This window comes from Halomonas urumqiensis (genome assembly GCF_003028575.1).
Taxonomy (GTDB): Bacteria; Pseudomonadota; Gammaproteobacteria; order Pseudomonadales; family Halomonadaceae; genus Halomonas; species Halomonas urumqiensis.
On record NZ_PYUD01000001.1, the window covers coordinates 1525339 to 1545143 of the forward strand.

Consider the following 19805-nt stretch of genomic DNA (forward strand, 5'->3'; position numbering starts at 1 on the left):
CGTGTAAAGCGCGCGGGGAGGCATGCCAATGCCTCCCCGCGCTGTTTTGCATGCCGCCTTGCCTCGCGTCTTCACTGCATCTGGCTTGGGTGTACCCAACGAAACGTCAGGCTGATTCGCACGCCGGGCACTTTCCTCGGCAACAGGGCGTGCTGTAACTGGCGTTGTACGCCTCGTCCCATCACCAGCAGGCTGTCATGCGGCAGCCATACATTGAAGGGCGCTTGACGCTTGTCGCGCCAGCGAAAGCGCAGCGGTCGTTCGCATCCAAGGCTCACCGCGGCGATCAGTGGTTCTGGCCCGAGTTCAGTTTCGTCGTCGCTGTGCCAGCCCATGCGGTCCTGGCCATCGGCATAGCGGTTTAGCAACACGCTATTGAAGCGTGCCCGAATGCCGGCATTGGCAAGCCGCTCGACCACGGCCTGCCTGAGCGCCAGTACCGCGGGATGCCAGGGGTCGGGTGTGAAGTCTTGCCCCGAATAACGATAGCCGACATCCCCCATCCAGACCTGCTGGCGCGGAATGGGGTGTTCACGACCGTACAGTCGCAGGTGCGGGCGTTGCCAGGCGAGATCGTGGCTCAGGCATGCCAGCATGTGGCTCGCACGCGGCTCTCCCAGAAGCGGAGCAAGTCGCAACAGCGACGGGGTCTCAAGCAGGCGTTCCGTGACGGCTTTCGTTGGGGTATCTGGCATGCCATCAGCATGCCATGGCCCTCGTGATACGACCACAGATGGGTGTTCAGCCGCCGATGGCCAGGCTCAGTTGAGCGAAGGCCAATCCCAGCATCGCGCCCGCCAGGACATCGCTGAGATAGTGCAGTCCAAGTCCCACGCGGGAGATCGCGATCATCAGCGCAAGGGGAATCAGCATGGGTAACAGCCAGGGGGCGTGTACCGAGGTGAGCACACAGAACATCACGGCATGCATGGTGTGCCCACTGGGAAAACTGTAGCGGTCGCGGGCGGGTTCGGTGCAGGTGATGGCGGTATGAAAGGTGATGAATGGCCGCTCGCGGCACAGCCGTGTCTTGAGCAGGCGGTAGACGATGATCGCGATACCGGCGGTCAGTGTGTATTGCGCGATGCGCAGCCCCGGCTCCTGCTGTGCGATCCACGGTTGGGCCAGAATCAGTGCCACCCAGACGGGCCAGTCGCCCAGCTTGCTGGCAAGGCGGAGCGCAGCGAGCCAAGGCCGATAGAAGTTCAGTCGGCCGATTTGCTGGCAAAGTTGCCACTCGACGAGGTCGAGCCGGTCAAATACGGCAGGTGCGCGCGGTTTCATTGGCGTTCTCCCGGGCATGAACGAGGGCGGAAACAAAGTCATCGGTGATTGCGGGCCAGGTGTAATGGAGGGCTCGCTGGCGAGCGGCTCGGCCCAGGCGAGCATAGCGAGCCGGCTGTTGGCAGAGCGTCACGGCGGCATCGCGGAAGCCGTCAGGATCATCCACTGGCAGGCACAACCCATGGCTGTCGTGGTCAATCAACTCGGCGCCGGCGGCATGCCGAAAAGCCACCACCGCGAGCCCGCTTGCCATGGCCTCGAGCACCACATTGCCCCAGGTTTCCGACAGCGAGGGGAAAATGAAGAGATCGGCGCTGGCATAGTGGCGAATCAGGTCTTGCCGATCGATGAAGCCGGTGAAATGGGCACTAGGCAGTGCCTGCTGCAGAGCGCGCCTGCCAGGGCCGTCGCCCACCACCACCAGCACGAGGTCGGGACGAGCGGCCTGCATGGCCAGCAGGGTATCGCGCAGCAGGGTGAGATTCTTTTCTGCGGCAAGGCGGCCTACGTAGAGCGCGACGGGTCGATGCTCATCGGCTCCCCATTGGCGTCGCAGTGCCGTGTCACGAAAGGCAGGCGAGTAACGCTCCCCTTCGATGCCGCGCGCCATCACTCGAAGGTTCTCGAATCCCTTGGCGCCCAGTTCAGTGGCCTGCTGATGGGTGGGTACCAGAGTGGCGGCGCCGCGATTATGAAAGGTTCGCAGGCGACGGGTGACGAAGGGTGCGAGCCAGGCAACTCCGTAGTCCCGGCAGTAATGGTCGAAGTTGGTGTGCCATCCGGTCACTACCGGAATGGCCATGCGCCTTGCCGCGCGCAGGGCCGACCAGCCAAGCGGCCCCTGTGTCGCAAGATAAATCACGTCGGGGCGTTGTTCGCGCCACAGGCGGGTGATCCGACGGGTAGCGGGCATGCCGATACGCACTTCGCGATAGCCTGGAACCGCGACTGGGCGCACCTGAAGCTCCGCTTCCATGCCTGCGGTCCGCGTTGGCCTGGTTGCGGTGTCAGGTGGAGACTCGCCGGGTGAGCGTGCCGGTTGCGGGCGGATCAGTTGCAGCCGGCAGCCTCTTGCGCGCAATTCAACGGCAAGGTGCCCCAGGGTGTGGGCCACGCCATTGATGTCGGGAGACCAGGTCTCGCTGACCAGGCAAATGCGCATGGCATTCCTCGTTGTGTAGCGGACCAACAGGGGTCCTGTCAGCAACGAGAATGCCGTATCCCCATGACAGCGAAGCGACATCCGGGTGACCGGTCGGTGACGCTTTCGATCGGGCTCAGCCCAGCAGCCTTGTCAGCGCAGTACCTTTCTTGGGTCGATGGGCTTGCCGCCTTGTCGCAGGTCGAACAGCAAATCATAGCGCTCGGTGGCGGAACTCAAGCCGACGTCACACACAGGCGTTCCACGTTTCACCTTGTCACCACTGCCGACCAGCGGCTTTTCGCACAACGCGTAGACACTCTGCAGGTTATCGGGATGGTGCACGATCACGACTTGGCCGAGTTGACGCATGTTGTCGGCGAAACGCACTTCTCCGTCGGCAACCGACTTGGCTTGTGAGCCTCGGCTGCCGGCCAGAAGCATGGGTTGCAAGGTGCCGCGACTGTCGGTGCCGAAGCCACGCACAACGCGGTAGTCGTCCAGCGGCCATGGCCAATCGCGAGCCTTTCCGGGCAGCTTGTCAGGGGCAGGGGAACTGGCGGAAGCCTTGGGCGGGGTAGCTTTCGCGGAGCGGGCGCTCGAGGAGGCCGCGCTCTGCCCGCTAGTGCGGTTGCCGCTGGACGCAGTGCTGGCCGTGCCACTGCTCACTGGAACCTGGATGATCTGGCCTACACGCAATGCTGTCGGCTGGATGCCAGGGTTCGCCTGCTGGATGCGAGAGGCGCGGGTCTGCAGGTGACGGGCGATGCTCGAATAGGTATCCCCCGGTCGAACTTCATAGCGATACGGGCCACCGGAGGGGGCTCGCTCTCTTTGAGTCGGCATCAACAGCCGCTGGCCGACCGCCAGGCGCCGCGAGTCGGCCTCCGGGTTGAAGCGTTGCAGGCGCTCGAGAGGCACGCCACCACGCCTTGCGATTACGCCAAGGGTGTCGCCGCGCTGGACGCTTACCCAGCTGCTGGTCGTGGTGGCCGTTGGTGAATCGTCATGCGTCGAATGGTCGGGGCTTGCGGCGCATCCACCGAGCAGCATGGCGATGATCAGGAGCGTGAGAGCGCGTCGTCCTTTTCCTGCCACAGGGCGTTGAGCCATGAGTGGAAGCGTTCCTTATAGTCAGGGTCGTCGTGATAGTTGCCGTCGAGCATCCAGTCGGGAACTTCCAGGCGGCGGGCTTGCAGTGTGACAGGGGCTTCACGTCCACACAGAAAGCCCCAGAAGGTGGGGCGTGGGTTGGTGTAGTGAAGCGTGACATCGAGAATGCCGCCAAGCCTGTCACCGAGCAGGCTCAAGACCTGGGCGATACCGCCGGCACGTGGTTTCAGCAGGTGCCGATAGGGCGAGCCCTGTGCTGCTTGCTTGACCGGGGTGAAGCGGGTGCCTTCGACGAAATTATAGATGGCGATTGGACGCTCCCGGGCATGGCGGCACATGCGCTCGGTGGCTTCCTGATCACGCCTGGCCAGATGCGGATTGCGTTCGCGTTGCTCGCGGGTCAGTCGCCGCAACATCGGGAATTCCATTGCCCAGAACGCCAGGCCAACGATGGGAATCCAGATCAACTGCCTCTTGACGAAGAAATGCGGCATCGGGATGCGACGATGCAGGGCAAGAAACAGCAAGAAGATATCGGTGTAACTGCGGTGGTTGGAGAGCACCAGCCACCACTGCTCACGCGTCAATTCATCGGGAAGCCGTGTTTCAAGAGGTGGATTCAGCCAACGCCGGATCCACCATAGATTGGTGCCGACCCAGTTGAGCGCAACGCCGTTCAGGCCCTTGAGCACGATACGCCGCAGGCGACGGCCCGGTGTCACGAGCTTGACAAGAGTGAGTGCGACGAGCGGTACGCCCCAGGACAGGGTGGTGACTACCAGCAGCAGGATGCTGACGAGACCCTTGAGGGTCGACATGTCGATCTCTCCGTGTCGTTTCCCGGACGCTTGCATGCGTGCTCGTATACGGGTGAGGATCACGCAATGCTAAAGGATCGTTGGACAGCTGCCCAGAGGCCCGCATCATGGTGTGGTCGAATCATCGAATGTCTCCATGAGCACCTGCTGAAGGGCGCGGGCAGCGGCGGACAATTCACCATGGGTGAGAGTGCCCACGGCACGCTCGATAATCGGCTCGTCGAGGGGCAGGCAACGGCATCCCAGCGCCTCCATCTGTTTCCTGCAAAGGGAAGGAACGGCACTGACGCCCAGGCCGCTGGCCACCATGCGGCCAACGGTTGCCAATTGATGGCTTTCGAAGGCGGTGGGTAGGGGTATCCCGCGTGCCTGGAGTTGTTGTTCGAGCAGGCGACGCACCATGGATGGGCGTTGCAGGGCGATGAAATCGTGCGTCAGCAGGGTGTGCCAGTCGAGACGGTCATGTTGAGAGAGCAGCGACGTGGGCGGCATCACGGCGATGAAGCGATCGAGGAACAGGGGCGTGAAGGTCAGGCTACCGGTGGCTTCGGGTTCGAAGGCGATGCCCAGTTCCACCTGCCGGTTGCGTACCATGTCGATCACCTGCTCGTTGATCACGTCATGCACCGTGATGTTGACCCGCGGGTGACGGCGCCGGAATTCCATCAGTACGGGGGGCAGCAGGTTGCTGGCGAAGGAGGGCATCGCCGCCACGGCCAGTCGTCCCAACTGCAGCGTGAAGCGCTGGCGCAGGAGTTCTTCGGTATTGTCCCAATCGGCCAGCAGCCGTTTGGCCATCGGCAGTAGCGACTCGCCTTCGGGGGTCAGGCGCACGCTCCTGGTGCTGCGGATCAACAAGCGGCCCCCCAGGCTATCTTCCAGCCCCTTGATGGCAAGGCTCAAGGCCGGCTGCGACAGATGCAGGCGCTCGCAGGCCTGGGTGAAGCTGAGGGTCTGGGCGACGGCCAGGAAGGCGCGCAGTTGTTTGACGGTCATGGCATGCTACTAAGGTCAAATTTATAGAATAAATAAATTAATCGATAAGAAAAACAAACTTAACAAATATATCGGCAGACGCAACACTGTTCTGACACTGTCGGCTACGCTCCTAAGGAACCGTGGACGACCGCCAATACCCAAGATCACTCAACATTCATCTCCAGCTTGCAGTTCAACGTCATTTCCACCCATTTCCACTCATTTCAACTCACATCAACAACAGGCGAGGCGCCAATATGTCCGGATTCGACAAACGCGTGTACTCCTATGAAGAGGCGATGCAAGGCATCGAGAACGGCATGACCGTGGCGGCAGGGGGGTTTGGCCTCTGTGGCATTCCCGAGAACTTGATCAATGAGATTAAACGTCGCGGAGTCAAGGATCTCACCGTGATCTCGAACAATTGTGGCGTTGATGGTTTCGGTCTTGGTGTGCTGCTCGAAGATAAGCAGATCAGCAAGATCTTTGCCTCCTACGTGGGTGAGAATGCTCTGTTCGAGAAGCAGATGCTCAATGACGAGATCGAGGTCGTACTGACTCCCCAAGGGACGCTTGCCGAGAAGATGCGCGCGGGCGGGGCGGGGATTCCGGCTTTCTACACCGCTACCGGTTATGGCACTCCGATCGGTGAGGGCAAGGAAGTGCGCGAATTCAATGGCCGTCACTATATTCTCGAGGAGGCGTTCCACGCCGACTTCGCCATCGTCAAGGGTTGGAAGGCGGATCGCTACGGTAATGTCGTCTATCGTGACACCGCTCAGAACTTCAATCCCCTGGCCGCCACCTGCGGCAAGATCACGGTGGTGGAAGTCGAGGAGATCGTCGAGCCGGGCGAGCTCAAGCCCGATCAGATCCATACGCCAGGCATCTTTGTCGACCGTATCATCCAGGGCACCTTCGAGAAGCGTATCGAAAAGCGCACCGTGCGCGAGGCCTGAGGCCACGCACCTTCATTGATCGCTTCTCCACCGAACACAAGAGGCAACACGATGGCACTGACTCGCGAACAGATGGCACAGCGCGTGGCGCGCGAACTCCAGGATGGCTTCTATGTGAACCTGGGCATCGGCATTCCCACCCTGGTCGCCAATTATGTCCCTGACGGCATCGACGTGATGCTGCAGTCCGAAAATGGCTTGCTCGGCATGGGGCGCTTTCCCACCGAGGACGAGGTCGACGCCGATATGATCAACGCCGGCAAGCAGACGGTCACGGCCAGGCCCGGTGCGGCGATCTTCGATTCGGCTGAATCCTTCGCCATGATCCGCGGCGGACATGTCGATCTCACCGTACTTGGCGCCTTCGAGGTCGACCAGAACGGCAATATTGCTTCCTGGATGGTGCCAGGCAAGCTGATCAAGGGCATGGGCGGCGCCATGGACCTGGTGGCGGGTGCCGAGAACATCATCTGCACCATGACCCATGCCTCCAAGCACGGTGAATCCAAGTTGCTCGAGTCCTGCAACCTGCCTTTGACCGGTGCCGGGTGCATCAATCGCGTGCTGACCGATCTTGCCTACCTGGAGATCGAAGGGGGCGCCTTCATTCTCAAGGAGCGTGCGCCGGGTGTCAGCGTCGCGGAAATCGTCGAGAAGACCGCGGGCAAGCTGATCGTTCCGGATCATGTGCCCGAAATGACCTTCGACTGAATGGCCTTTGACCAAGGTTGATAGCCTGGACTTAGCAAGGTCCATGGCAAGGTCAATAGAAAGCCCGGGGCGTTTTTCGCGTCTCGGGCTTTTCTATGGGGACAAGCTTGTTGTCCCCCGCCGAGGGTGTCGAATTTCTGACCACTCGCGCTCAACGCGGGTGACTACTTGGGTGAGGGGGCCTGCAGGACGTTCTTGCACAGCGTTATCCACAGAAATTGTGGACGAGTGCTGTTCAGGAGACTTCGCAACGGGTGTGATGGGGAAGCAGGAGTTCCACAGCGCGCTCTTGATGGGTATTGACCTCCTTCTGAACCAGGGCAAGCCCGCCGAGGTCGATGCGGTGTTCATCACCATCGGCAAATGCCAGGCGAGGAGAGCGGGTTGGGTAGAAGCGATAATCGACCAGCGGCGATACCGGAAAGATGCCATGGTGCCGGTCGGCATTGCCGGTGAGTCCGGTCTGGCGCAGGTGGTTGTCGAGGTGGATGATGTCTTCACCCAGGCGGTTGCAGTCGAAACCCGCATGGTGCATTCGGGGACCGTTCACCGACAGCAACCCCGCCAGCGGATGGGCTTGCTGCAGGTGACGATAGGTCTCCCAGTCGGGCATCGGCCAGGGCCTTCCGCGGCTGAGCAGGTTCTGGCCGCGACGATCCTCCCTGGGGGTCTGTTCGATCAGCGTCTGGAGCTGCTCTCTTGGGCCGCGTGGCAAGGTGCCCAGTTGCAATTCGCCAAGCACCATCCAGGGGCCATCGTCGGGTGGGGAGAGCAGTGTCACGAGTAGCCCTCTATCCGCCATGGCGTGGCGATAGCGGAGCCGAAAGCCGAAATGGGCAAGCGTGGGCAGCAGGGCATCCATGCCGAACGGACCGTGGTTGACGGTGAGTAGCGCCAGATAGTCAGGCGTGGCTTGCACTGGCCACAGTCTAAGCCCGCCGATGTCGGGGTGCTGGTGTATGTAGTCCAGCCATAATTGCTGGACGAATTCTTCCCTCTGCATCGTGGCGGTTCCCTTGTCGAGATGCTGGGCGAATGTCGTTGAGCCTTGCTCAAAGAAAGTATAGGCATAGCCATGTGCGCGGCTTTCAACGAGAGGAAGACGCTCACACGCAAAAAAGCCCCTGACTGGAGGCCAGGGGCGACTCTATAAAGCGGGGCTCAAGACTGAAGGCTCGATCGACTCGAGATGCTGATGTCTAGACCAGGAAACTCGAGAAACGCGCGAAGACCGAAGTGGGCTAGCGGTCTGGCCGCTATCAGTTGGCGTTGGCGGTGGCCAGCAGATCTTGCTCGCGCACGTACTGGTCGAACTCGCTGAAGCCGCCGATATGGGTCTTGTCGACGAAAATCTGAGGGACCGTCGTGACAGGCTTGCCGATGGTCTTCTCGAGGTCGGCCTTGGTGATGCCTTCGGCCTGGATATCGATATAGCGAAACCCCTCGATGGCGCCTGCAGCATGGAGCTTGTCGGCAAGTTGATTGGCGAACACGCAGAATGGGCAGCCGGGGCGACCGAAGATGACGACGAACATGAGGTCTCCTGAGCGCTTGTCCAGCGCGACATGATGAGAGAGGTCAGAAAAAACGTTAACGCTATTGTGAAGGATGGCGTGGGCCTGCGCCAATAGCCGGGTTCAAGTCGATCCATTGTGTCCGGCTATGATGTGCCCCTTGCATCATCCCACGCTGATCTCGCCTGCGTCGGCGCGGCGCAGAAGCTCACCGAGTTCGCGGTGGATGCCGGGGCTCGTTACCAGCAGGTTCTCGCCATACAGGTCCTCCACGACGCCTTCCGGGCAGGGGTAGAGATGGCCTGCGTGGGCGCCCGCTTCGCGTGCGATGAGCCAGCCGGCGGCGAAATCCCAGGCGGATACGCTTTCGTAGTAGGCATCCAGGCGACCACAGGCCACATCGCACAGGTCGAGGGCGGCGGAGCCGTTGCGGCGTACGTCCTGGCAGTGTTCGAGCACGGCAGCCAGGCGGCGCATCAGAGGTGGCCGACTGTCACGCCGGTAGGGGAAACCGGTGCCCACCAGGGCGTGGCCGAGGCCACTGGTCTTGCTTGCCTTGATGGGCATGCCGTTTCTCCAGGCGCCTTGTCCGGCCAGCGCGGTGAAGGTTTCTCCAAGAAAGGGGGCATGCACCACACCTACCCTGACCCGGCCTTCTACCAGCCAGGCGATGGATACCGCGACATGGCTCAACCCATGGGCGAAGTTGACGGTACCGTCGATGGGGTCCACCACCCATAGGGGAGCGTCGCCTTGCTGGCTGTCACCGGTGGGGGCGAGTTCCTCGCTGAGGCGCGCTTCATCAGGGAAGTGGCTGGCCAGTCGCTCGCTGATGTGCGTGTCAACCGCGACATCGGCATCGGTGACCAGCTCTTGCCCCTTCTTGTAGCGATGTCCGAATGTCTGGCGCTCGCGAGCGTCGCGGATCATCTCACCCGCTTCCTGGGCGATCTCGATGGTGAGGGCGAGTCGTTCGTCATCGGTCATGGAGACTCCTTCGATGTGAGCAGGGCACGAGGTGGTTTGACAAGCCTAGCAGCTTCCCGGGGCTGTCTACCCTGGAGAGGGTCGTTATACTGCCAGCCTCAACGCCCAGTCAGTCAGGAGTGCCATGCAGAGCTTGTCTCCCGAACAGTATGCCAGGTTGGGCGAACTCGCCCAGGCCTGGACCCAGCGCCACTTGAAGGCGGCCAAGGCCAGCGCCAACTTCAACCCAAGGCTTGCGGCCGATGCCCTGTGCTTCCAGCGCCATCCAGGGGGGCAGCATGACATGCTGGTAGGCGTGCTGGTGACGCCGGCCAGCCTGGCGCTGGTGATGTTACCGGCAAGCCCGGACATGCCACGGCCCGATGAAGGTGAGCGGTGCAGGATCCCCTTACCCTCCGGCGAGTATAAGTTCATCGCAGACCATCTCGATGACGCGCACTGGTACTGGCGTCGAGAACTTCTCGATGATCTCTCCGACATCATCGATCGTCCTCAAGCGAGCCGACTGGCACAGCAATTGATGGAGCGGGTGATGACGCCCGCAGAGTCGTCATGAGGTAGCGTCCGGCCGAGCGGCGACTTATGCTGGGTCGGCCGTTTCAGTCTGGTACTTCGCCGATTCACGTCGCCGATTCATTTCGCAATGATCAACCAACAAGGAGTTGTCCATGCCATCATCCGCAACCCCCACCCCTCGCGTCGCCCTGGTGACAGGTACCAGCAGCGGGATCGGAGAGGCCGTGGTTCGCCACTTCTGCGAGCAAGGGCACCAGGTCCTCGCGGTGGACTTCAATCCTGATGGCAAGGCGATCGCCGAGAAGGCCGGCGCGGCCTTCTTCCTTGCTGACCTGACCGATGGCGAGGCTTGCAAGGCCGCTGTGGCAGAGGCGATCAAGCGCTTCGGGCGGGTGGACATCCTGGTCAACAATGCCGGGATCCAGCATGTGTCGCCCATCGAGGAGTTTGCCGAGGCCAAGTGGCGCCAGATCATCGACCTGATGCTGACTGCCCCCTTCCTGCTAACCCAGGCAGTGTGGCCCTCGATGCGCGAGAATGGCTGGGGACGCATCATCAATATCGCCTCGGTGCATGCCCAGGTGGCGTCACCGGGTAAATCCGCCTATATCAGCGCCAAGCACGGCATGATCGGATTCACCAAGACCGCGGCGCTGGAGGGCGGTAGCCAGGGCATCACCGCCAATGCCATTTGCCCGGCCTATGTGAAAACGCCATTGGTCGACAACCAGATCGCCGACCAGGCCAGGATGCACGGCATGGACGAGCAGCAGGTGATCGAGAACATCATGCTCAAGAATGCCGCCATCAAGCGCCTGATCGAGCCTTCCGAGGTGGCCGAACTGGTCGCGTACCTTGCCTCGGATGTTGCCGGTGCGGTGACCGGCGCTAGCTGGAACATCGACCTGGGGTGGACGGCGCAATAACCCGGCTTCGCCAGGAACGGCTTATCGCCTCACCGGCCGCTTCTGCAGCTTGCGCTGCAGGGTGCGCCGGTGCATGCCCAGGGCACGCGCGGTGGCGGAGATATTGCCGTCGTGTTCCTGCAGCACCTTCTGAATATGTTCCCATGCGATGCGGTTGATTGACGGTGGCTGCTCGGCCACTTCGATTTCCGGGTCGCCCTGTTGCCTGTCGAACGCCGCCAGCACCTCATCGGCATCGGCGGGCTTGCACAGGTAATTCACCGCACCTAGCTTGATCGCCTCCACGGCGGTAGCGATGCTCGAGTACCCAGTCAACACCACGACCCGGCAGTCGGGCACCACGTCTAGCAGGTCAGGCAGCAGTTTCAGGCCGGAATCGTGCTCGAGCTTGAGGTCCAGTGTCGCCAGTTGCGGCTGGTGGCGGTGGGCGAGCGCCAGCGCCTCCTCGGCATCATGGGCGACTATCACCTGATAGCCACGACGCGTCATGGCACGGTCCAGCACGTGGCACAGCATCTCGTCGTCGTCGATGATCAGCAGGCGTTGCGGAGTGTCTTGCATGGTGTCCTCGGGAATCCGGTCAGGGTCAGCCGCGTGGGGGCGCCAGGGGCAGTACCACCTCGGTGAGCGTCCCCCCCTGGGGGTGATTGTACAGGCTCACGCCTCCGCCCAGGCGGTTGATGGTGGCGTGCGTCAGGAAAAGGCCGATGCCCATGCCCTTGTTCTTGGTGGACACGAACGTCTCACCAAGCTGGTCAGCGATCGAGAGCGCCACGCCAGGGCCGTGGTCGCGAATGTCGATGACCACCTGATCCTGTGTCCAGTCCAGGTTGATCATGATGTCATCGGGCTTGGCATCGGCGGCATTGTTCAGCAGGTTGGTCAGCGCCTGGTCTAGGGTGGTGTCAACCGCTAGCCAGGGCCGGCCACGGCGTTGGGCAACCTCCAGGTGGTGACTGACATCGGGGCGCAGCACCAACCAGCGTTGCACGACGGCGGCAAGCCAGCTTTCGCCATCGACGACCTCCGGTTCGGCCATGCGTCGGCGGTCGGCATTGGCTACCAGCTGGTGCAGCCGCGACTTGCAGGTATCGACTTGCCGACGCAACAGGTCAAGGTCCTTGGCAAGCGTCGGGTTGTCCTCTGCGTCGGCGCGCATCTCGGCAAGTAGCACCGCCATGGTGGAGAGCGGTGTGCCGAGCTCGTGTGCGGTGCCCGCCGCCTGTGTGGCCACCGCCAGTACCTGTTCGTTGCGCAGCGCCGATTCACGGGTGCGCGATAGCGCCTGCTCGCGGCTGCGCAGGGCATGGGCCATCTTGAAGATGAAATAGGTCACAAGGCTCGCCGACAGGCCGAAGTTCAACCACATGCCCAGCACGTGAAGGTTGAAAGGCGAGCCGGGGATGTGGCCATGGGTCAACTGGGGTACTGGCTGGTGGAAGCCCAGCAGCAGGCTGTAGGCAGCCATCGAGGTAATGGCGATGATCCAGGCATAGCGCCACGGTAGGGTGGCCGCGGCGATGGTCACCGGTACCAGGTAATAGGTGATGAAGGGGTTGCTCGCCCCGCCCGTGAAGTAGAACAGCAAGGTGAGGCCCGTGACATCGGCCAGCAGGTGGACCAGGTATTCGCCATGGGTGACGGCGCGGTGTCGGCTCAGCCGCCACCAGGTGGCGATGTTGATCAGCGCCATGGCCAGGATGACCCCGATCACCGCCGGCACCTGAAGCTCGAACCCCAGCAGTTCGACCCCGATGATGATACCGGCGAGATAGCCGGTCCAGGTGATCCCGCGCACGATGGTCAGACGAACCAGGTTGCGGTTCGGGGTGGAGAGAGGCAAGGGCTGGGCGATCGGCATGCGGACTCCTGTCTGGTCTCGCTCCGATGATACCCGAACTGGGCCACAGAGGGGGCGGGTACGGGCGCGCGGCAGTGCTATCGCAGTTAACCATGCGGCGATAGCGAAAGGCGCCGGGAAGCCTTGAGCGGTGCTTCCCTCGGAGATAGCCCTGAGGGCCGCGGCTGGCTGCAAGAGTCTCGCCCTACATTTCATGCGTGCGAGCGCGTAGAATGCGCGCCAATACGTGTATTGCCCATTCACGCACCGCGCGGCGGTGCCATTCAGACGAATCCGAATCGATGTCAGACGCCACACTGGCCCGTGAAGTCGGGCTGCGCAGAACCTTCGCGATCATCTCGCACCCCGATGCCGGCAAGACCACCATCACCGAGAAGATGCTGCTGTTCGGAAACGCCATCCAGATGGCGGGGTCGGTGAAGAGCAAGCGTGCTGATCGTCACGCCACCTCGGACTGGATGAAGATGGAGCAGGAGCGGGGCATCTCGGTGACCACCTCCGTGATGCAGTTCCCCTATGGCGGGCGCATCGTCAATCTGCTCGATACCCCGGGCCACGAGGACTTCTCCGAGGATACCTACCGCACTCTGACGGCGGTGGATTCGGCACTGATGGTCATCGATGGCGCCAAGGGCGTGGAGGACCGCACCATCAAGCTGATGGAGGTATGTCGTCTGCGTACCACGCCGATCCTCACCTTCATCAACAAGATGGACCGCGATATCCGCGACCCCATCGAAGTGATGGATGAAGTCGAGACGGTGCTCAATATCCAGTGTGCCCCCATGACCTGGCCGATCGGCATGGGTCGCCACTTCAAGGGGGTCTACCATCTCTACAACGACGTGATTCACCTCTACACCCAGGGCCAGGGCAGCCGCATACCTGAGGACAAGCGCATCGAGGGCCTGGAAAACCCCGAGGTCGACGCGGTGCTCGGCGAGGATGTCGCCGAGGAGTTGCGCATGGAAGTCGAACTGGTGCGGGGTGCGTCCCATGAATTCGATCACGATGCCTACCTCAACGGCACGCTCACCCCGGTCTATTTCGGGACGGCCATGGGTAACTTCGGTGTGCGCGAGATGATGGACGGCTTCGTCGAGTTCGCGCCGCCCCCCCAACCCCGCGAGACGGATACCCGCACGGTCAAGGCTGACGACGAGCGCTTTACCGGGTTCGTTTTCAAGATCCAGGCCAACATGGATCCCAACCACCGCGATCGCATCGCCTTCCTGCGAGTGTGCTCCGGCAAGTACGACAAGAACATGAAGATGCGCCATGTGCGGCTGGGCAAGGACGTCAAGATCGCCGATGCCCTGACCTTCATGGCCTCGGATCGCTCTCAGGTCGAAGAGGCGTGGCCCGGCGATATCATCGGCTTGCATAACCACGGCACCATCCAGATCGGCGACACCTTCACGGTGGGCGAGGACATGCGCTTCACCGGCATACCGCACTTCGCCCCGGAGCTGTTCAAGCGCGTGCGCCTGAAGGATCCGCTGAAGATGAAGGCGCTGCAGAAGGGCTTGCAGCAACTTTCCGAGGAGGGCGCCACCCAGGTGTTCATGCCGCTGGACAACAACGACCTGATCCTCGGCGCCGTGGGCACCCTGCAGTTCGATGTGGTCGCCCACCGGCTCAAGGAGGAGTACAAGGTCGACTGCCTCTACGAAGGCGTCAACGTCAATACCGCACGATGGATCTACAGTGACGACGCCAAGAAGCTCGAGGAGTTCAAGCGCAAGGCCAGCACCAACCTGGCCATCGATGGCGGCGGCTATCTGACCTATATCGCCCCGACCCGCGTCAATCTGCAGATGACCCAGGAGCGCTGGCCGGAGATACGCTTCCAGCCGACGCGGGAGCACTGATCGCTGCGAGCCCGAAGCCCGAAAGGGTGAAGCCAAGCTGCGCGGTGCCGGGGAAAGGTCTGGAGGGGGTCTTTTTCCAGGGGTGAGGAGCATCGCTCCGAACGGGCTGGCCAGGGATGGCCAGTACCGGCCCTGCAAGCGGAGCAGGATGCGAGAGCGCCGCAGGGAAAAAGTAGCGTACAAGGAGGTATTTACAGCGCCCCCGAACAGGCCTGGCTCCGGCAATTCCGCGACGGGAAGCCCTGCGGAGATGCAACCGATGCTAATCGACGCTCACTGCCATATGGATTTCCCCGCCTTCGATGCTGACCGCGATGCGGTCTTCGCGCGTGCGCGGGCGGTGGGTGTCGGGCGTTTCGTGGTGCCGGGGACTACCCGCCTGCGCTGGCCGGATGTGCTGGCGCTGGGGAAAAGGACAGATGTGAGCGTCTGTCTCGGGCTCCATCCCTATTTCATGGACGAGCATCAGGATGGCGATATCGAGGCGCTTGCCCAGGCGCTCGAGGCGAACCCCGAGATCGTCGCCCTTGGGGAGTGCGGCATCGATGGGCGTTTTACCGAGACGCTCGAGGCGCAATGGGTGCTGTTCGATGCACAACTGCGCCTGGCCAAGCGGCGATCATTGCCGGTGGTGATTCACTGCGTCCGCGCCAACGACCAGATCGCCAAGCGGCTCAGGCAGCTCGACATGCCGGCGGGTGGCTTGATTCACGCCTTCGCGGGCTCTCTCGAGCAAGCCAGACGGTTCCTGGCGCTGGGATTCACCCTGGGCCTGGGCGGGGCGGTGACCCATCCGCGCGCAAAACGCCTGCGTCGCACGGTGGCCGCGTTGCCCGATGACGCTTTCATGCTGGAGACCGACAGCCCTGACATGCCACTGGCGGGTCATCAGGGAGAACGTAACGAGCCATCGCGGATCGCCGAGGTGTGTCGGGTGGTGGCGGAGCTGAGAGGCCAGACGCCAGCGCAGGTGGCGGCCAGCAGCACCGCCAGTGCTCGTCGACTGCTTGGCATCGATCAGTGACCTTGGCTCACTGGCCAGTTGCGGCAAGTTGTTCCGGGTCGAGGCGTTCGAGCGGGTAAGGCAGTTTCAGGAGCTTGACGCGTTGGCCGGCTACCCGCAGCGGACCCAGGTCCTCCTTGGTGCTCATCACCGCCAGAATCTCGGCCTCATCGTAAGCATCCAGTTCGGCGGCGATCACTTCTCCGACCACTTTTTCGGCCTGGTCGACGATATCGCTGCCGAGCTCAGGCAGTAGCCCGCCATCGAGTTGGGCGCGCACCAGGCGCTTTTTCACCTGGCCACGGAAATGGGCACGTGCCACGACTTCCTGGCCGGTGTAGCAGCCCTTCTTGAAGCTGATGCCACCCAGCGCTTCCCAGTTGATCATCTGCGGCAGCAGGGCATCGCGATGGGCCGGGGTCAACCAGGCAAGCCCCGCCTGGATATCCTGGAGCCGCCACACACTGTTGCCGACTGGCTCGGCCTGTGCCAGCAGCCGCTCCCAGAGCGCCGGTGCCTGTTCGGCGGGCAGGCAGGCCATCAAGCGTGGCTGCGGGCCGGGATGGGTCAGCAGTTGGGTCTCGGCATCACCGGCCTGGTGCCAAACGGCCGGTGGCAGCAGGTCGAAGCGAACCTCCGCCAGCGCCTCGGCGTCGTGGCCGATCATCCCGATCAAGGCGAGATCATCGCGGACCTCCAGTTCCGCCTTGTAGAAGGCCGCGAACTTGCGTAGGTGCTCGGCAAGGGATTCGACGAGCCCTCGGTGCATGATCATGCGGAAATGCCCAGGGGCAATCCGCAACAATTGCGCGTTGGCCAGCATGCGCCCCTTGGGGGTGCAGAAAGTGGTGAGGGGCGCGAAGTCGCCATCGGCCAGCGTCATCTGGGCACTGGCCTGGCCTTGCAGGAACCTCTCGGCATCCGCGCCGCTGACGTCGAGCACGCCCAGATGCACCAGTGGGCTCACCACGGTCGACTCAATGGCCAGGCGCGCAGGCTCGGCGGTATCAAAGGTGATCCGCTCGTCATCCAGCCGTTGCCCACCCAAGGCGGTGGTCCACTCTGTCATCAAGTTCTCCTCGTGTTGGTATCATGATGGGTTATGCGGGCCATCGAGCCACTTTGCAACCGCTGCCGGGCATTGATTGGCATGCTAGACTCAATGGCCATTCATCCCCCCTGTCCGAGCCGGAGTCACCCATGGCGCACCAGTCGCTTAGCTTCAAGGGCGTCGAGAACGCCGACCAGATCAACCGCATCACTACCGCGCTGATGATGCTCGACGGGGTCGACAGTGTCGAGGTCGGTCGGCATGGCGCCGAGGTCGAGGGTCGCACCCGACGGGATGCCTTGATCAAGGCGATACAGGCCCTGAAGCTGCCGATAAAGGTGTCGTGAACCCGCCTTTGCCGCGTCTTGCCCTGTCTCGTTCCCTTGTCTCGTTTGCTCATATCGAATCGGATGTCGTGAGGTCGCACCATGAAGAAAAGCATTGTCATCAACAGCGAGCGGAACCGGCTATTGCGCCAGCGGGTCGAACTCGACGGCTTCGAGGATGTTTTCGTCGATGTACCCGAGGCGTTTGGCGGCGAGAACAGCGCCCCGGACCCCCACGACTACTTCGATCTTTCGCTGGGTGCCTGCAAGGCGATCACCGCGCAGATGTATGCCAAGCGCAAGGGATGGCCCCTCGACGGCGTCAGTGTCACCGTGAGCCGCGATGAGAGCCAGGAGCGCAAGGGGGTCTACCGGCTCGACGTGGCCATGACCTTCCATGGCATAGACGACTTCGAGCAGCGCCAACGGCTCGAGGAGATCAGTCACAAGTGTCCGATACACCGGCTGATGACCGCATCCACCGTGGAAATTACCACGCGTCTCGCCTAGCGCTGAGCGATCCCCCCCGGCCGCGTCAGACTCGCGCCCATCCGTCAGGAGACACCATGAGCAAGCCGTTTCGCCTTGCCTCCAAATTTCAGCCCGCCGGCGACCAGCCCACGGCCATTGCCAACCTGGTCGGCGGGCTCGAGTCCGGTCTGGCGCATCAGACCCTGCTTGGCGTCACAGGCTCGGGCAAGACCTTCACCATGGCGAACGTGGTGCAGCATCTGCAGCGGCCGACCATCGTCATGGCCCCCAACAAGACCCTGGCGGCCCAGCTGTATGGCGAGTTCAAGGCGTTCTTCCCCGACAACGCCATCGAGTATTTCGTCTCCTACTACGACTATTACCAGCCCGAGGCCTATGTGCCTTCGTCGGATACCTTCATCGAGAAGGACGCCTCGATCAACGACCACATCGAGCAGATGCGTCTCTCCGCCACCAAGGCGCTGCTGGAGCGTCGCGATGCGCTGATCGTCGTCTCGGTGTCGGCGATCTACGGTCTGGGCGACCCCGATCAATACCTCAAGATGCGCCTGCACTTCACCCGCGGAGAGTTGATCGACCAGCGCAGTTTCCTGCGCCGCCTGGCCGAGCTGCAATACACCCGCAACGACATGGACTTCAAGCGCGGCACCTATCGGGTGCGGGGTGACGTGATCGATATATTCCCCGCCGATGCCGAAGACGAGGCGGTCAGGGTCGAGTTGTTCGATGATGAAATCGACACCATCAGCCTGTTCGATCCCTTGACAGGCGAGGTGCGGGGCAAGGTGCCGCGCATGACCATCTACCCCAAGTCGCATTACGTCACGCCGCGCGAGACCATCCTCGGTGCCATCGATTCGATCAAGGCGGAACTGGTCGAGCGGCTCGACTGGCTGCGCAAGCATGATCGCCTGGTGGAAGCGCAACGCCTCGAGCAACGCACGCTTTACGATATCGAGATGATGCTCGAACTTGGCTACTGCAATGGCATCGAGAACTACTCACGCTATCTATCCGGCCGAGCGCCGGGCGAGCCACCTCCCACTTTCTTCGACTACCTGCCGGCCGACGCGCTGCTGTTCATCGACGAGTCCCACGTCAGCGTTCCCCAGGTGGGGGGCATGTACAAGGGCGACCGCTCGCGCAAGGAAACCCTGGTGGAATACGGTTTTCGCCTGCCTTCGGCGCTGGACAACCGGCCGATGAAATTCGAGGAATGGGAGTCGATCTGCCCGCAGACCATCTTCGTCTCGGCGACTCCCGGTCACTACGAGGCCGAGCACGCGGGCCAGGTGGTTGAGCAGGTGGTACGTCCCACCGGACTGCTCGATCCAGAAATCGAAGTGCGGCCTGCCAGCACCCAGGTCGACGATTTGCTCTCCGAGATTCGGCTGCGTAGCGACGTCGGCGAACGGGTCCTGGTCACCACACTGACCAAGCGCATGGCGGAAGACCTCACCGAATACCTGGCGGAGCATGATGTGCGCGTGCGCTACCTGCACTCCGACATCGACACCGTGGAGCGGGTCGAGATCATTCGCGACCTGCGCCTTGGCAAGTTCGACGTGCTGGTGGGGATCAACCTGTTGCGTGAGGGGCTCGACATTCCCGAGGTGTCATTGGTGGCGATCCTCGATGCCGACAAGGAGGGCTTCCTGCGCAACGAGCGTTCACTGATCCAGACCATGGGCCGAGCGGCGCGTAATGCCCATGGCAAGGCGATTCTCTACGGCGACCGGACCACCGATTCGATGCGTCGCGCGATGGAGGAGACCGACCGCCGGCGGGCCAAGCAGATCGCTCACAATCTCGAACATGGCATCACCCCGACCACCGTGACCCGCTCCGTTGCCGATATCCTCGAAGCCGCTCAGGCGCCCGGTCGCAAGAGCAGCAAGGGTAAGCGGGGAGAACGCAAGGTGGCCGAACAAGAGGGCAGCTACGACCTCGATACTCTGTCGCCCCAGGAGGTTACCCGTGAGGTATCGCGAGTGGAGGATGCGATGTTCGAAGCGGCCCAGAATCTCGAGTTCGAAGAAGCCGCGCGACTGCGTGACCAGTTGCACAAGCTCCAGGCGCGCCAACTGGCGCTGGGGACTTTGTAGGCGGCAGGCCTGGGTGGCGAGCAGACCGCGCAGCATGGATGCCTATCGGATATTTATACCGTTATCTTGCTATGCAGAATATCAGTTAAGCCTAGACCCTGTACCCAGTGAATGTCGTGGCTTCGTCACTGGGGTATAATTCGTCACCG

General features: G+C 62.2%; 21 protein-coding genes. 9 read left to right on the forward strand and 12 right to left on the reverse strand.

Annotated features, from left to right (window positions below; genetic code table 11):
* Positions 1-71 precede the first annotated feature (71 nt).
* The 6 genes from C6V82_RS06615 to C6V82_RS06640 all read right to left on the reverse strand — a co-directional run bounded on the left by C6V82_RS06615 (position 72) and on the right by C6V82_RS06640 (position 5352).
* A complete protein-coding gene (locus C6V82_RS06615) occupies positions 72-695 on the reverse strand; it encodes an alpha-ketoglutarate-dependent dioxygenase AlkB family protein (RefSeq protein ID WP_102586553.1) in 624 nt (207 codons plus the stop codon).
* Positions 696-741: 46 nt separating this feature from the next.
* Positions 742-1284 carry a phosphatase PAP2 family protein gene (locus C6V82_RS06620; RefSeq protein ID WP_102586552.1) on the reverse strand — a complete coding sequence of 181 codons (543 nt, stop codon included), beginning with the start codon at positions 1282-1284 and terminating at the stop codon, positions 742-744.
* The gene (locus C6V82_RS06625; RefSeq protein WP_102586551.1) at positions 1256-2446 is read right to left on the reverse strand and encodes a glycosyltransferase family 4 protein; all 1191 of its coding nucleotides are present in this window, start codon (positions 2444-2446) and stop codon (positions 1256-1258) included. Before C6V82_RS06625 ends, C6V82_RS06620 begins: the two co-directional genes overlap by 29 nt.
* Positions 2447-2578: 132 nt before the next feature.
* A complete protein-coding gene (locus C6V82_RS06630) occupies positions 2579-3538 on the reverse strand; it encodes a LysM peptidoglycan-binding domain-containing protein (RefSeq protein WP_102586550.1) in 960 nt (319 codons plus the stop codon).
* Positions 3487-4356, reverse strand: coding sequence for an acyltransferase (locus tag C6V82_RS06635; RefSeq protein WP_102586549.1), 870 nt, complete (start codon positions 4354-4356; stop codon positions 3487-3489). The genes C6V82_RS06630 and C6V82_RS06635 overlap by 52 nt, the downstream gene beginning before the upstream one ends.
* A 105-nt stretch (positions 4357-4461) precedes the next feature.
* Positions 4462-5352 carry a LysR substrate-binding domain-containing protein gene (locus tag C6V82_RS06640; RefSeq protein ID WP_102586548.1) on the reverse strand — a complete coding sequence of 297 codons (891 nt, stop codon included), beginning with the start codon at positions 5350-5352 and terminating at the stop codon, positions 4462-4464.
* Between the two features lie 239 nt (positions 5353-5591).
* Here C6V82_RS06640 and C6V82_RS06645 point away from each other — a divergent pair, with 239 nt between their 5' ends.
* Entirely contained in the window at positions 5592-6293 is a 702-nt protein-coding gene (locus C6V82_RS06645) for a CoA transferase subunit A (protein WP_102586547.1), read from the forward strand.
* Positions 6294-6344: 51 nt separating this feature from the next.
* Entirely contained in the window at positions 6345-7004 is a 660-nt protein-coding gene (locus C6V82_RS06650; protein WP_102586546.1) for a CoA transferase subunit B, read from the forward strand.
* Between the two features lie 235 nt (positions 7005-7239).
* Here C6V82_RS06650 and C6V82_RS06655 read toward each other — a convergent pair whose 3' ends face one another.
* The 3 genes from C6V82_RS06655 to C6V82_RS06665 form a co-directional block, all read right to left on the reverse strand.
* Positions 7240-8007, reverse strand: coding sequence for a VOC family protein (locus tag C6V82_RS06655; protein WP_102586545.1), 768 nt, complete (start codon positions 8005-8007; stop codon positions 7240-7242).
* A gap of 256 nt (positions 8008-8263) precedes the next feature.
* Positions 8264-8539, reverse strand: a complete 276-nt coding sequence (locus C6V82_RS06660) for a GrxA family glutaredoxin (protein WP_102586544.1) — start codon at positions 8537-8539, stop codon at positions 8264-8266.
* A gap of 144 nt (positions 8540-8683) precedes the next feature.
* On the reverse strand, positions 8684-9505 hold the full coding sequence (locus C6V82_RS06665) for an inositol monophosphatase family protein (protein ID WP_102586543.1): 822 nt from the start codon (positions 9503-9505) through the stop codon (positions 8684-8686).
* Positions 9506-9629: 124 nt separating this feature from the next.
* On the opposite strand from C6V82_RS06665, the gene hybE reads away from it, so the two are divergent.
* Positions 9630-10061 carry a [NiFe]-hydrogenase assembly chaperone HybE gene (gene hybE / locus C6V82_RS06670; RefSeq protein ID WP_102586542.1) on the forward strand — a complete coding sequence of 144 codons (432 nt, stop codon included), beginning with the start codon at positions 9630-9632 and terminating at the stop codon, positions 10059-10061.
* A 112-nt stretch (positions 10062-10173) separates the two neighbouring features.
* On the forward strand, positions 10174-10947 hold the full coding sequence (locus C6V82_RS06675; protein ID WP_102586541.1) for a 3-hydroxybutyrate dehydrogenase: 774 nt from the start codon (positions 10174-10176) through the stop codon (positions 10945-10947).
* 21 nt (positions 10948-10968) lie between these two features.
* On the opposite strand, the gene C6V82_RS06680 is transcribed toward C6V82_RS06675, so the two are convergent.
* The gene (locus C6V82_RS06680; RefSeq protein WP_102586540.1) at positions 10969-11508 is read right to left on the reverse strand and encodes a response regulator transcription factor; all 540 of its coding nucleotides are present in this window, start codon (positions 11506-11508) and stop codon (positions 10969-10971) included.
* 25 nt (positions 11509-11533) lie between these two features.
* On the reverse strand, positions 11534-12808 hold the full coding sequence (locus tag C6V82_RS06685) for an ATP-binding protein (protein ID WP_102586539.1): 1275 nt from the start codon (positions 12806-12808) through the stop codon (positions 11534-11536).
* Positions 12809-13089: 281 nt separating this feature from the next.
* Here C6V82_RS06685 and C6V82_RS06690 point away from each other — a divergent pair, with 281 nt between their 5' ends.
* A complete protein-coding gene (locus tag C6V82_RS06690) occupies positions 13090-14679 on the forward strand; it encodes a peptide chain release factor 3 (protein WP_102586538.1) in 1590 nt (529 codons plus the stop codon).
* Positions 14680-14938: 259 nt separating this feature from the next.
* Positions 14939-15703: a TatD family hydrolase gene (locus tag C6V82_RS06695; RefSeq protein ID WP_102586537.1), complete on the forward strand. Its 765-nt coding sequence runs from the start codon at positions 14939-14941 to the stop codon at positions 15701-15703.
* Between the two features lie 7 nt (positions 15704-15710).
* On the opposite strand, the gene ygfZ is transcribed toward C6V82_RS06695, so the two are convergent.
* Positions 15711-16751: a CAF17-like 4Fe-4S cluster assembly/insertion protein YgfZ gene (gene ygfZ / locus C6V82_RS06700; protein ID WP_102586536.1), complete on the reverse strand. Its 1041-nt coding sequence runs from the start codon at positions 16749-16751 to the stop codon at positions 15711-15713.
* Positions 16752-16882: 131 nt separating this feature from the next.
* Here ygfZ and C6V82_RS06705 point away from each other — a divergent pair, with 131 nt between their 5' ends.
* From C6V82_RS06705 to uvrB, 3 genes are all read left to right on the forward strand, one after another.
* Positions 16883-17080 carry a hypothetical protein gene (locus C6V82_RS06705; RefSeq protein WP_102586535.1) on the forward strand — a complete coding sequence of 66 codons (198 nt, stop codon included), beginning with the start codon at positions 16883-16885 and terminating at the stop codon, positions 17078-17080.
* Positions 17081-17161: 81 nt separating this feature from the next.
* Complete coding sequence (locus C6V82_RS06710; protein WP_102586534.1) at positions 17162-17569, forward strand: OsmC family protein; 408 nt, start codon at positions 17162-17164, stop codon at positions 17567-17569.
* A 56-nt stretch (positions 17570-17625) separates the two neighbouring features.
* Positions 17626-19656 (forward strand): excinuclease ABC subunit UvrB, encoded by a 2031-nt coding sequence (gene uvrB, locus C6V82_RS06715; protein WP_102586533.1) that lies wholly within the window; start codon positions 17626-17628, stop codon positions 19654-19656.
* Positions 19657-19805 lie beyond the last annotated feature (149 nt).

Bases quoted from the DNA above. Each gene is read 5' to 3' on its own strand.
- C6V82_RS06615 (WP_102586553.1), bottom strand. From the start codon at position 695: ATGCCAGATACCCCAACGAAAGCCGTCACGGAACGCCTGCTTGAGACC.
- C6V82_RS06620 (WP_102586552.1), bottom strand. From the start codon at position 1,284: ATGAAACCGCGCGCACCTGCCGTATTTGACCGGCTCGACCTCGTCGAG.
- C6V82_RS06625 (WP_102586551.1), bottom strand. From the start codon at position 2,446: ATGCGCATTTGCCTGGTCAGCGAGACCTGGTCTCCCGACATCAATGGC.
- C6V82_RS06630 (WP_102586550.1), bottom strand. From the start codon at position 3,538: ATGGCTCAACGCCCTGTGGCAGGAAAAGGACGACGCGCTCTCACGCTC.
- C6V82_RS06635 (WP_102586549.1), bottom strand. From the start codon at position 4,356: ATGTCGACCCTCAAGGGTCTCGTCAGCATCCTGCTGCTGGTAGTCACC.
- C6V82_RS06640 (WP_102586548.1), bottom strand. From the start codon at position 5,352: ATGACCGTCAAACAACTGCGCGCCTTCCTGGCCGTCGCCCAGACCCTC.
- C6V82_RS06645 (WP_102586547.1), top strand. From the start codon at position 5,592: ATGTCCGGATTCGACAAACGCGTGTACTCCTATGAAGAGGCGATGCAA.
- C6V82_RS06650 (WP_102586546.1), top strand. From the start codon at position 6,345: ATGGCACTGACTCGCGAACAGATGGCACAGCGCGTGGCGCGCGAACTC.
- C6V82_RS06655 (WP_102586545.1), bottom strand. From the start codon at position 8,007: ATGCAGAGGGAAGAATTCGTCCAGCAATTATGGCTGGACTACATACAC.
- C6V82_RS06660 (WP_102586544.1), bottom strand. From the start codon at position 8,539: ATGTTCGTCGTCATCTTCGGTCGCCCCGGCTGCCCATTCTGCGTGTTC.
- C6V82_RS06665 (WP_102586543.1), bottom strand. From the start codon at position 9,505: ATGACCGATGACGAACGACTCGCCCTCACCATCGAGATCGCCCAGGAA.
- hybE (WP_102586542.1), top strand. From the start codon at position 9,630: ATGCAGAGCTTGTCTCCCGAACAGTATGCCAGGTTGGGCGAACTCGCC.
- C6V82_RS06675 (WP_102586541.1), top strand. From the start codon at position 10,174: ATGCCATCATCCGCAACCCCCACCCCTCGCGTCGCCCTGGTGACAGGT.
- C6V82_RS06680 (WP_102586540.1), bottom strand. From the start codon at position 11,508: ATGCAAGACACTCCGCAACGCCTGCTGATCATCGACGACGACGAGATG.
- C6V82_RS06685 (WP_102586539.1), bottom strand. From the start codon at position 12,808: ATGCCGATCGCCCAGCCCTTGCCTCTCTCCACCCCGAACCGCAACCTG.
- C6V82_RS06690 (WP_102586538.1), top strand. From the start codon at position 13,090: ATGTCAGACGCCACACTGGCCCGTGAAGTCGGGCTGCGCAGAACCTTC.
- C6V82_RS06695 (WP_102586537.1), top strand. From the start codon at position 14,939: ATGCTAATCGACGCTCACTGCCATATGGATTTCCCCGCCTTCGATGCT.
- ygfZ (WP_102586536.1), bottom strand. From the start codon at position 16,751: ATGACAGAGTGGACCACCGCCTTGGGTGGGCAACGGCTGGATGACGAG.
- C6V82_RS06705 (WP_102586535.1), top strand. From the start codon at position 16,883: ATGGCGCACCAGTCGCTTAGCTTCAAGGGCGTCGAGAACGCCGACCAG.
- C6V82_RS06710 (WP_102586534.1), top strand. From the start codon at position 17,162: ATGAAGAAAAGCATTGTCATCAACAGCGAGCGGAACCGGCTATTGCGC.
- uvrB (WP_102586533.1), top strand. From the start codon at position 17,626: ATGAGCAAGCCGTTTCGCCTTGCCTCCAAATTTCAGCCCGCCGGCGAC.